The following is a 10777-nucleotide window of genomic DNA, read 5'->3' as shown; positions in this document are numbered from 1 at the left end:
AGCCACCAAATAGACCAAGGTCTCCATCAGAAACACGCAAAACGGCTCACTAAAATCCTCAAGCAACATGCCCAAAGACCCGCCGCCCGCGTATCCCTTCTTCGAATAATCACAATGTCAAATAGCTTGGCCCCGCGGTCACACACGGAAACCCACCAGCCAGACTCGGCCGGTGAAGCCGTGCAATATAGCGATGCCGGGATGGCGTTACAAGTGATCTGAGGCCTTAGCCCCCACCTGCTCCACCAAGATCTCGCCGGGGCGTTTCAGCCGCCGGTTCGAACCGGAAACCGACGAACCAGTCGGCCCCGTTCGGTGGCCGGCTTATAGGCGAGTCGGATCGGGAGTTGCAAGCACAAAAATTTCGTCCCCTTCGAAAAAAGGCAAAAACGCCCCCTGCGGGCGATTTGGGGCCGCCTAAAGCAGCCCCAGCGAGCGCAGCTCCTCCCTCAGCCCTTCCGGCAGGCTCTCTTCCACCATGGCCTGGTTGAGTGCGGTCCGCTGATCCGCCAGATCGGGTGGCGCATCGTCGGCCTCCAGATAGCGCCAGCCCTGAAAGGCCCGCCGTGGCCGGACTTCAGTCACAATCACGGTTGGATCATAAACGATGGCGCAATAAGGCTTGCCCTGCTCGTCCTCGACCTCGTCCAGGCGCAGGATGCGGTGGCGGGCGCAGATCCGGCCGCGAATGACCCAATAGAGCGAGCCGCCATCCAGCACCTCATCCGCCCGGCGCGGAAACGAGCGCGTCCAATGCTGGTCTTCGAGTGGCTTTTTCGAAGCGCGGCGCTTGCGCTGGAGTTCTTCGCGATAGCGCACCAACTCGGCGATGCTGTCGACGCCAACGCAGAGCTTGACCAGATGGACCGTCATGATGACCGAGAAGTCGCGATGTTGAAGGGTCAGCGAATCAACTGCGAGACCGGCTTGAATTCGGGCGCCGCAGCACTGCGCAGCCATTCGAACAACACCATCTCGGTTGTCACCACGTCAATGCCCGCCATGCGCATGCGGTCCAGGGCGACCGACCGGCTCTCCGGACGGCGTGAGCCGACGGCGTCGGCGACGACAAAAACCAACCGTCCGGCAGCTCGCATCTCCAGCGCCGTCTGCAGGACGCAGACATGCGCTTCAATGCCGCAGAGAATTGTCGCATTACCTGGATTCCCCGACAGCGCAGCCTGCAAATCCGCATTGGCGAAACAGGAGAATTCCATCTTCTCAATCGGTTGCACTCCAGGCATCAAGCCGGCCAGCGAGGGCAGCGTACCGCCCAAGCCCTTGCGGTACTGCTCCGAGATGATCACTGGCACCGCCATTTCCCGGGCTGTCCGCAACAGAATTGCGATCTGTGCCTCCACCCCGGCGATATCGGCGATTGCCGGCGCCAAGCGCTCCTGTACATCAACCATCAATAGTTGAGAATTATACCTGTCGATCAACATCCCGACCTCCCAGAACACGCGGATTTGACGGCATTTCTGCGAGCATAGCGGGCGGTTGCGATTGACAAAAGCCAGGTTCTCCCTATAGTCCCGCTCACAAATGCGGCGGTCGCCACGGGAGCCGAGGGCGGCCGTTTTGCTTGTTTGATCGGCCCCCTATTTTTCGAGACATCATGGGTTTTCCCAATCTGGGGCTCAGCCCCGAGCTTATCCGCGCCGTTACCGAAGCCGGCTACACCGAACCGACGCCCATCCAGGCGCAAGCGATTCCGACGGTCCTCATGGGCCGCGACGTGCTGGGCTGCGCCCAGACGGGCACGGGCAAGACAGCCTCCTTCACCTTGCCGATGATCGATATCCTGGCAAACGGCCGCGCCAAGGCGCGCATGCCCCGTTCGCTGATCGTCGAACCGACGCGTGAACTGGCAGCTCAGGTCGCACAGAACTTCGAGAAGTACGGCAAATACCACAATCTGAAGCACGCGCTCATCATCGGTGGCGAAGGCTTTGCCGAACAGGAAGCCAAATTGATGAGTGGCGTCGACGTACTCATCGCGACGCCGGGCCGCCTGCTCGATCTTTTCGAGCGCGGCAAGATCCTGCTCATCGATGTCAAGATCCTGGTGATCGACGAAGCCGACCGCATGCTGGACATGGGCTTCATCCCCGATGTCGAGCGCATCGTCAGTCTGCTGCCGAAGATCCGCCAGACGCTGTTTTTCTCCGCCACCATGGCGCCGGAAGTGAAGCGCCTGGCCGATGCCTTCCTCATGAATCCGAAGGAAGTGACTGTCTCGGCGCCGGCCAGCACGGCGACAACGGTGACACAGGGCATGATCGTGCTCGACGAGATGGACAAGCGCGAAGCTTTGCGCCGCCTGATCCGCGCCGAGAATGTCGGCAATGCGCTGATCTTCTGCAACCGCAAGGTCGACGTAGACATCCTCTACAAATCGCTCACCAAGCACGGTTTCAAAGCCGTGCGCCTGCATGGCGACATGGCGCAATCGGCACGCAGCGATACGCTGGAGATGTTCAAGCGCGGCGAAGCCTCGCTGATGGTCTGCAGCGACGTGGCCGCGCGCGGCATCGACATCGCCGGTCTCAGCCACGTTTTCAATTTCGACACGCCAATTCATGCCGAGGACTATGTGCATCGCATCGGCCGCACTGGCCGCGCCGGCCGCGAAGGCCGCGCCTTCACCTTCGCGACGCCTTATGACGGCAAGCATGTCGCCGCGATCGTGAAGCTCATCGGCAAGGAAATTCCCGCCATCACGATTGAAGGCTTCGAGAGCCTGCCGTTTGAAGAAGGTGACGGGCGCCGCGGCCGCGGCCGCGGCCGTGGAGCTTCGCCTCGCAATGGCCGCGGCCGCGATCGCCAGCGCGGCAGCACACAGACGATGCGTGTGGACGAGAAGCCGGCACCGCTTGCCGTTGCCGTCGAGCCATCAGCACCTGTCCAAACCCTCGCAACGGACGAGGCAGCGCCCGGCGCGGCCAAATCGCGCCGCCGCCGACGTGCCGGCCGAAAGGAACCGAACGCACCCGTCACCACCGATGCGGTGATCGACGCCGCCATTCCGCATCCGGCCGACACGCTGCATCGGCATGATCTGCTGGAAGCCAGCACGGCACTGCCTGTGGCTCTTGAGGCTACTCAACCCGAGGTGCAGAAACCCCTGGTGCCCGTGCAGCCGCATGAGAATCGTCATCAGCGCCGTGCCAATGCCAAGCCACATCACGAGGAAGAAGCGATGATCGCCGGCCATGGCTTTGGCGACCATCTGCCGGCCTTCCTGCGTCGCCCGGTTCGCCTGCCGGCCAACGAGCGCCGACCGGGCAAGTAGATTCGATCAGCGCAGGCGCGTCGGGCTGAGCTCGCCGGCTGCTTCGAGAATCGGCTGCGCGACAATAGCCATGTGCGAATTGATGCGCTTGAGATCGCGCAGAATGTCGAGGTGCAGGCTGCTGGTCTGAATGCTCTCGACCCGGCCCGAGCTCAACCGCGACAAGTGATTCTCGGCCGCGATCTTCTCCAACTCGCGGAACTTCTGCTTTTCCTCGAACAATTGCCGCGCCAGCTTGATGTCGCCGGACATGAACACATTCATGGCGAGTTCCAGATTATGCGTCAGGCGCTCGTGCAGATGGTCGAGTTCCTGTGTCCCTTCAGGCGAGAATTTCAGCTGGTACTTCACTTTCTTGGCCGCGAGATCCATCAGGTTCTTGTCGACGATATCGCCGATATGCTCAAGATTGGTGATGAAGGTGATGAGATCGACCACGCGCTTCTGGTCGGCAGGGTCCATCAGTTCGCGGCTGACGCCGGTGAGATATAGCTTGATGGCCTCATTGAGGCGGTCGATCTGCGAATCGAGATCGCTGACCTGCTTGATGAGCCGCCGGTCGTCCGAGCGGAACGCTGCCAGGGACTGCCGCAACATCTGCCCAACCAGATCGCCCATGCGCAGCGCTTCGCGGCTGGCATTGGCCAGTGCAATTGTCGGCTGGTCGACCGGCCCCTGCGAAAGATAGCGCGGCTTGCCAGGGTCGTCGTTAGCCGCCTGGTCGGGCAGCAGACGCGCGGTAAGGCGCGCAATCGGCCCCGTCAGCCAGATGAAGACCAGCGCCAGCCCCAGGTTGAATGCCACATGGAAATTGAGTGCCTGCCGTGCCGCTCCCGCCGCCATCGTCGCAAGATAGGGCAGCAGGAGGCCGAGGAAGGGCACCACCAGCGCCACGCCGATCACGCGGAAGATGAGATTTCCGACCGGAACGCGCCGCGCCTCGGGCGGTTCGCCGGCGGTCGCCAGAATAGGCATCACGGCGCTGCCGAGATTGGCGCCCAAAACCAGAGCAAGCCCCAGATCGAGCGGCACCAGATCCTTCGCCATAAAGCTGACGATGAGTAGAACCACGGCGAGGCTTGACGTCGACAGCACTGTGAGCCCGGCTCCCACCAGAACGCCAAAGACCGGCGCATCGCTCATCAAGCGCAGGATTTGCGGCAGCAGCGGCGCATCACGCACCGGTTCGGCGGCTTCGGTGATCAGATGCAGGCCCAGCAGGGCGATGCCGAGGCCAACGATGGCGCGGCCGAGGTCGCGGATCTTCGAATCCTCGAACTTGTTGAACATGATCCAGCCGATCACGATCAGCAGCGGGGAGATCCAGCCGACCTTGAAGGAATAGGCCTGCGCCACAAGGCTGGTGCCGAGATCCGCCCCCAGCATGACGGCAAGGGCGCCACCGGTCGTGACAAGCCCGCGCGAGGCGAAAGACGAGGACAGCAGCGCCGTAGCACTGGAGGATTGCAGCAGGCACGTGATCACGAGCCCCGACAGAAAGGCCATGAAACGGTTGTTCGTCGCCTTGCTGAGATTTTGCCGGAGTTGCGCGCCATAGGCGCGCAGGACGCCCGTGCGGACCATCCGCAATCCCCAAAGCAACAGGGCCGCCGCGCCAAACAGGTTCAGTAGAAAAATCATGCCGATCGCCTCGATTCGGGAACACCGCCCCTCGCAATGTCACGAAACTGTAACATAAGCGAAGGGAGGCGCGCGATGGCTGCCTGGAACCGACCGTTAAATCAGCGCTTGCGCCAAGCCTGAGTGCGCCGCTCGATCCCCCGCGCCAGAAGGGTCTGAATCCCTTTGAGCACCGCCGAGGTGACAACGATCGTCATCCCCATCGCGCAGGCCGTCGCCGTATTTCCGGCATCGTCGGTATTGATGGCGTTGATCGACATCAGCTTGGTATTGGCCGAATAGAGGAAGATGACGGCCGACACGGTCGTCATGGCATTGACGAAATAATAGATGGCGATATCGAGGATTGCGGGCAGGCAGATCGGTACGGTCACCTGCCAGAAGGTTCGATAAAGCGGCACTTTCAGAGACGCCGCCACGGATTCGAACTCGGCATCCACCTGCTTCAGCGCGGTCACGGCGGTAAGGTGGCTCACCGTGTAGAAATGGCAGATCGTATTGACCACCAGGATGGCCATCGTGCCGTAAATGACATTGAGCGGATTGCCCGGCGCGTTGAAGAAGAAGATGTAGGCAAGACCCAGAACAATCCCCGGCACCGCAAGAGGAATCATCGCAAGCAGATGAAGCCCTGCTCTGAGGCGGCCAGCTCCCCTGCTCTTCTCCACCAGATAGGCGCCGCAGAAGACGATCGTCGTGCCGATGGCCGAGACAGCGGCGGCCATCTTCAGACTGTTGAAGTAAGGCCCCCAGCCATCGGTACCCACACGACCGAAATCATACCATTTGAGCGTGAGGCTGAGATTATACGGCCACAACTTGGCGAACGAGCCGAACAATGCCATGCCCAGAACCAGAAGCAGAAAGCCAGCCATTACGGTGACGGCGCAAAAAAACATCCGGTCGATGAGAAGTCGCGGCTTGGGCTGCAAGGGAACTGCGCGTGCAGAAAGTAGCGCCACCTGTTTGCGCTGAACGATGCGGTCGGCGGCGAAGGAAATGAGGGCCGGCAGGAGAAGCAGCAGGCCCACCACCGCGCCCATTTGAAAATTGAACTGCCCGATAACCTGGCGATAGACGTCGGTCGCCAGCACGTTATAGGAACCGCCGATCACTTTGGGCACGCCGAAATCGGTAAAGATCAAGGTGAAGACAACAAGGCCGGCGCTGACCAGCCCATAGCGGCACCCCGGCAGCGTTACGGTCAGGAAAATTCGCAAGGGCCGCGCGCGCAAGGCTTCCGCGGCTTCGTATAACCTCGCATCGGCCACCGACAATGCCGTCACCAGGATGATGAGTGCATGCGGAAAGGCGAAGAACACCTCGCCCATGACAATCCCGATCGGTCCATAGATTTCGTGACCGAACAGGGCAGCCTTGAAGACGCCCTGATTGCCGAAGAGATAAACAAGCGCCAGCCCCGGCAAGAGAGACGGCGCCAACAGCGGCACCAGGGCAATGGCGCGAAAGAGACCGCGCCCGCGAATACAGGTGCGTGTCAGTGCATAGGCATAGAGAAAGGCCAGAGTCAGCGTGATAATCGTGCCGAGGGCCGACACATAGACCGTGTTGCCGAAAGACTGCAGCATCGCCGGATCGGCAAAATAGCGGGCGAAGTTGGCCAGGCCGACAAACTGGCCATCCTTGTCCTGCAGGCTTTTTGCCAGCAGAACGTAGAGTGGCAAGACCAGCGTGACGACCAGATAGGCGCCCAGCAGCAGCAGGCAGAGTCGCACAAGCCAGTCTTCACGCGTGACTTTCGGCCTGACACGGACTGTCGCCATCACGTCCGCTGGGATTGCCAGTTCAGACATAGTCGGCCGCTTCGGATGAGCCAGGGAACAAACGGATTCGATCGGCTGGCAGCGCCACGCAGAGTTCCTGGCCGGGAACCAATGCCAGATCGCGCATGGCGTTGATCGAGAAATCCGCGCGCAGTGTCCGGCCGCAGGTTAGGCGCAGTTCGGCGCGGCAGAAGGAGCCCAGAAATTCCATATGCTCGATGCGAGCCAGAACGGCATTGCCCTGCCCGGGCTGCACACCGCGCACTTGAATGTCTTCGGGTCGAATGCAAAGTGTCACGCGTTCAACCTCCGGCGGTTTCTGCGACGCCACCTGTAATACAGCTTCGCCCAGACGGATAGATGAATCGATGAAATCGTCAACCGCCAGGAAATTCATCTGGCCGACGAAATCCGCAACGAAGGCCGCCTGTGGATGGCGATAGACGTCCATTGGCGTGCCGATCTGCTCCACCCGCCCCTCATTCATGACGACGATGCGATCGGCGATCGCCAACGCCTCTTCCTGGTCATGCGTCACCATGATCGTCGTGACGCCGAGACGTCGCTGCAATTGCTTGAGCTCGGTCCGCAGATGCTGACGCACGCGTGCATCCAGTGCCGAGAGCGGCTCGTCCAGCAACAGCAGTCCAGGTGACATGGCAAGTGCCCGCGCAAGAGCGACGCGCTGCTGCTGGCCGCCCGAAAGCTGGCTGGGGTATTTCCGGTCCTGGCCCGTCAGTCCGACCAGCGCCAGCAGGTCGTCAACGCGCTTCTTGATTTCGCCGCGCGACAGCTTTCCACCGACCAGGCCGTAACCGACATTGTCAGCGATGTTGAGATTGGGAAAGAGAGCATAGGACTGAAAAACAATGCCGAAATCACGCTGCGATGGCGGCAGGGCCGAAATGTCCTTGCCGTCCTGAACGATACGGCCGGACGTCTGGATATCGAGACCCGCGATTGCCCGCAACAAAGTGGTCTTGCCGCAGCCGGAGGGGCCCAGGAAGCAGACGAACTCACCCGGGTAGATATCCAGCGAAATGTCGCGCAGAGCCTGGAACTCGCCGAAATTCTTGCTGACTCGCTCGATGCGAAGGTAGGGCGCCCTGGCTGTCATCGGACCGATCCACTGCAAACATATGGACGGTCCCGCCGCATGCAGCAGCGGGACCGTCCGATGTGACACGATAATAGCAGAGAAAGCTTACTTCGGCGCGTCCTTGGAACCGAAGCTCTTCTGCCACTCGTCGAGGATGGCCTGACGACGATCCGCCATTTCATAGAAATTGTTCGGCGAGATCATCAACTTCTCCTCATCGGCCGGATAGTTGTTCGGCAAAGTGGGAGAGACATCCTTGCGCGCCAGGACCTGATAGCTTTCATTATAAATCTTGTTGGCTTCGGCACTGGCGGCAAAGTCGGCAAGCTTCTGCGCGGCGGCAAGGTTCTTGGTGCCCTTCATGATCGCCGTGGCTTCCATGTCCCAACCGATGCCATCCTTGGGCAGGATGACTTCGACCGGCGCACCGTCATTGATCAGCTTGACGCCCGGATAGGCAAACGAGATGCCGACCGGATATTCGCCCGCACCCACCGCTTTGCAGGGCTTCGAGCCCGAATGCAGATAGGTCTTAATATTCTCGTGCAGCTTGCCCATATAGTCCCAGCCGCCTTTGTCGCCAAAGATCTGCAGCCAGGCCGAAACGGTCAGGAAGCCGGTCCCCGAGGAACCCGGGTTGGGCATGACGATCTGGTCCTTATAGACCGGGTCGAGAAGATCCTTCCAGGAGGCCGGCTTGGGCAGGCCCAGCTTTTCGGCTTCGACCGTGTTGTAGCAGATGGCGGATGCCCAGGCGTCCATGCCGACCCAGGTCGGCCAGCCGCTGCGCGTATCCTTGAAATCGTCCTTGATCTGGTCGAAGCCGACCGGACGATAGCTCTCCAGCATGCCTTCCTTGTCCAGCACCATCATGCTGGTCGCCGCGAGGCCCCAGACGATATCTGCCTGGCGGTTGTCCTTCTCGGCCAGCAGGCGCGCCGAGATGACGCCGGTAGAATCACGTTGCCATTCGATGACGATACCGGGATTGGCCTTCTCGAAGGCCTCCTTGTAGACCGGCAACTGCTCTTCTTCGAGCGCGGTATAGACTTTGAGAACGACGTCGTCGGCCAAAGTCGTCGTCGGTGCAGCAAACAATGTGACCGCCGTTCCGATAACGGCTGCCCCCATCAGCGCCATTTGCCGGCGCGAGATCCAGTTTTTCATTCCCCAACTCCCTGGTGTGCGACCGCCTAAGCGCGGCGCCAGGAAAGTGGCGATGAACCGCGCACCTTTGATGATGGTTTAGTTACAAATATAAGTCATCGGCCGCTTTCCCTATGGCCTACATAGATAAATTCGATGAATGCAGTTGTGGAACAGGCACGGGATGGCGCCTGTCCCACACGCAAAAAAATCAAACCAGGCCTTCCCGTTTGGCGACGAATTGCTCCAGCAACTGAACGGCATAACCGGTGCCGCCGGCCGGACACGTGGTCCGGTCCTTGCTCGCAAATTCGCGGCCCGCAATGTCGAGATGCGCCCAGGGACGATCGTCGACGAACTGCCTCAGCAGAGCCGCCGCGTGCGGCGCGTCGCCCGATTCGGAATCCTCGGCATGATGCTTGATGTCGGCAATGCGGGATTCGAGGTGCTCGTCATAGGCCTTGTCGAGCGGCATACGCCACAGTCGTTCGCCCACGGCCTGCCCCGCCGCGGTCAACTGTTCGGCCAATTCCTCATTGCTGGCAAAGATGCCGGCAAAGACGGTGCCAAGGGCCGCCTGGATCGAATAGGTGAGAGTGGCGAGGTCGACGATCGATGCCGGCTTGAAGCGCGAGGCGGCGTAATAGAGCGCATCGATTAGAACAAGGCGCCCTTCCGCATCCGTATCGATCATTTCAATCGTGCGGCCAGACAAGGTTTTCACGATATCGCCCGGTTTGAAGGCAGTGCCGGACGGCATGTTCTCGACCAGGCCCACAACGCCGACGGCATTCACCTTGGCCTTCCTTTCGGCCAGCGCGCGCATCAGGCCGACGACAGCGGCACCGCCAGCCATGTCACCCTTCATGTCGTACATGGCGCCGGAACGCTTGATGCACAGCCCGCCGGAATCGAAGCAGACACCCTTGCCGACGAAGGCCAGCGGTCCCTCGCCTTTTCTGGTCGGCGCACCGTTATACTGCAGGACCAGCAGGCGCGGGGGATTGGCCGAGCCCTTGCCGACCGAGAGCAGGGCGTTGAGGCCAAGCTTGGCCATCTGCTTTTCATCCAGCGCCTCGACCTTGATCCCCAGCTTGGTCAGCGCCTTGGCACGGGCAACGAAGCTCTCCGGATAAAGTTCGTTCGGCGGTTCGTTGGTGAGGTCGCGCGCCAGGCTGACGCCGCCGGCCACCGCATGCAGGCGTACCATCAGCTTCTGCGCCGCGGCAGGCTTCGTCACAACGAGCGCGAGAGTCCGGAGCGGCGGCGCCTTGTCCTGCTTCGGCTTGGTAAGGAAGCGATCGAAGCGATAGTTGCGCAAGGCGAAACCCAGCGCCAGTTCGGCGGCTATCGCAGCCTCGTCGAGCGCGCTGCCTTTGACCGGATCGACCAGGATCGTGGCCCCGCCCTCATATTCCGCCAGGAGATGTGCTGCGAGCGCCCCACCCGCTTCCCGCAGGGACAGGGCGCCAATCTCCTTGGCGGCACCCAGGCCCAGCAGGATGACGCGCCGGGCCCTGGTGCCGACAGGCACGAGCAACTCCGTCACCTCGCCCTTCTTGCCCTTGAACCGCGGCAAGGCGAGGCTGCGCCGCAGCGCGCCGGAAAGGGACTTGTCCAGGGCATCGCCGTGCGGCCCAAGCTTTCCGCCTTCGGCAATCAACGCCACGAGAACGGCAGCATCTGCTGCCGGCTTGGCAACGAATTCGATCTTCATAGGAAATCCTCAAGGAACTGCGAAATGAGCGTGAAACAAGCCAGGGAGCATAATCATACTCACGCCCGCCCGACAATCCGCCCATCTCCCGAGGA

The 10777-nt window shown here is 61.1% G+C and carries 8 protein-coding genes; 1 reads left to right on the top strand and 7 read right to left on the bottom strand.

Translation table 11 applies throughout. From position 1 onward, the window contains the following. Positions 1-417 precede the first annotated feature (417 nt). Positions 418-873 (bottom strand): DUF1489 family protein, encoded by a 456-nt coding sequence (locus ACE3TY_RS19990; RefSeq protein ID WP_374656300.1) that lies wholly within the window; start codon positions 871-873, stop codon positions 418-420. Between the two features lie 29 nt (positions 874-902). Further along, positions 903-1445 (bottom strand): hydrolase, encoded by a 543-nt coding sequence (locus tag ACE3TY_RS19985; protein WP_374656298.1) that lies wholly within the window; start codon positions 1443-1445, stop codon positions 903-905. A 173-nt stretch (positions 1446-1618) separates the two neighbouring features. Here ACE3TY_RS19985 and ACE3TY_RS19980 point away from each other — a divergent pair, with 173 nt between their 5' ends. Continuing rightward, positions 1619-3295, top strand: coding sequence for a DEAD/DEAH box helicase (locus tag ACE3TY_RS19980; RefSeq protein ID WP_374656296.1), 1677 nt, complete (start codon positions 1619-1621; stop codon positions 3293-3295). 6 nt (positions 3296-3301) lie between these two features. On the opposite strand, the gene ACE3TY_RS19975 is transcribed toward ACE3TY_RS19980, so the two are convergent. The 5 genes from ACE3TY_RS19975 to ACE3TY_RS19955 form a co-directional block, all read right to left on the bottom strand. Next, entirely contained in the window at positions 3302-4936 is a 1635-nt protein-coding gene (locus ACE3TY_RS19975) for a Na/Pi cotransporter family protein (RefSeq protein ID WP_374656294.1), read from the bottom strand. Between the two features lie 101 nt (positions 4937-5037). Beyond that, complete coding sequence (locus tag ACE3TY_RS19970) at positions 5038-6750, bottom strand: putative 2-aminoethylphosphonate ABC transporter permease subunit (RefSeq protein WP_374656292.1); 1713 nt, start codon at positions 6748-6750, stop codon at positions 5038-5040. After that, positions 6743-7837, bottom strand: a complete 1095-nt coding sequence (locus ACE3TY_RS19965; RefSeq protein ID WP_374656290.1) for a putative 2-aminoethylphosphonate ABC transporter ATP-binding protein — start codon at positions 7835-7837, stop codon at positions 6743-6745. Before ACE3TY_RS19965 ends, ACE3TY_RS19970 begins: the two co-directional genes overlap by 8 nt. 87 nt (positions 7838-7924) lie before the next feature. Continuing rightward, positions 7925-8986, bottom strand: coding sequence for a putative 2-aminoethylphosphonate ABC transporter substrate-binding protein (locus tag ACE3TY_RS19960; RefSeq protein ID WP_374656288.1), 1062 nt, complete (start codon positions 8984-8986; stop codon positions 7925-7927). 190 nt (positions 8987-9176) lie between these two features. Then, positions 9177-10682 carry a leucyl aminopeptidase gene (locus tag ACE3TY_RS19955; RefSeq protein WP_374656286.1) on the bottom strand — a complete coding sequence of 502 codons (1506 nt, stop codon included), beginning with the start codon at positions 10680-10682 and terminating at the stop codon, positions 9177-9179. Positions 10683-10777: the final 95 nt, after the last annotated feature.

Origin of the sequence: Dongia sp. (assembly GCF_041918875.1) — a bacterium.
Lineage (GTDB): Bacteria > Pseudomonadota > Alphaproteobacteria > Dongiales > Dongiaceae > Dongia.
The sequence above is the reverse complement of the archived record's forward strand: the minus strand, read 5'-3'. Positions and strand labels throughout refer to the sequence as shown.